The 269-nt window shown below is 63.9% G+C and carries 1 protein-coding gene; it reads right to left on the reverse strand.

Annotated elements, in window-relative coordinates:
- Nucleotides 1-235: hypothetical protein (locus tag ACSV5T_RS09890; protein ID WP_438321003.1), on the reverse strand; the 235-nt coding region annotated here is incomplete at its 3' end.
- Nucleotides 236-269 lie beyond the last annotated feature (34 nt).

The following is a 269-nucleotide window of genomic DNA, read 5'->3' on the forward strand; positions in this document are numbered from 1 at the left end:
CGAGCTTGGCGAGGACGTTGTTCGGACCGATGCCGATCGTGACCGGGATGCCGGTATAGCGGAAGACGGTCGAGCGGATGAGGCGGGCGACGTGCGCATCGTTCCCGAACAGCCGCTCCGTCCCGGTCAAGTCGACGAGCGTCTCGTCGACCGAGTAGACGCGGATCGCCTCAGGCGGTGCGAACTGATGCAAGATGTGGACGATTTGGACGGACACGTGCAAATAGTGGCTCATCCGGGCCTCGGCGTAGATGACGTGCCGCCGTTCG

The organism is Veillonella sp. ZSJB6, from assembly GCF_051549505.1.
GTDB lineage: Bacteria > Bacillota > Negativicutes > Veillonellales > Veillonellaceae > Veillonella.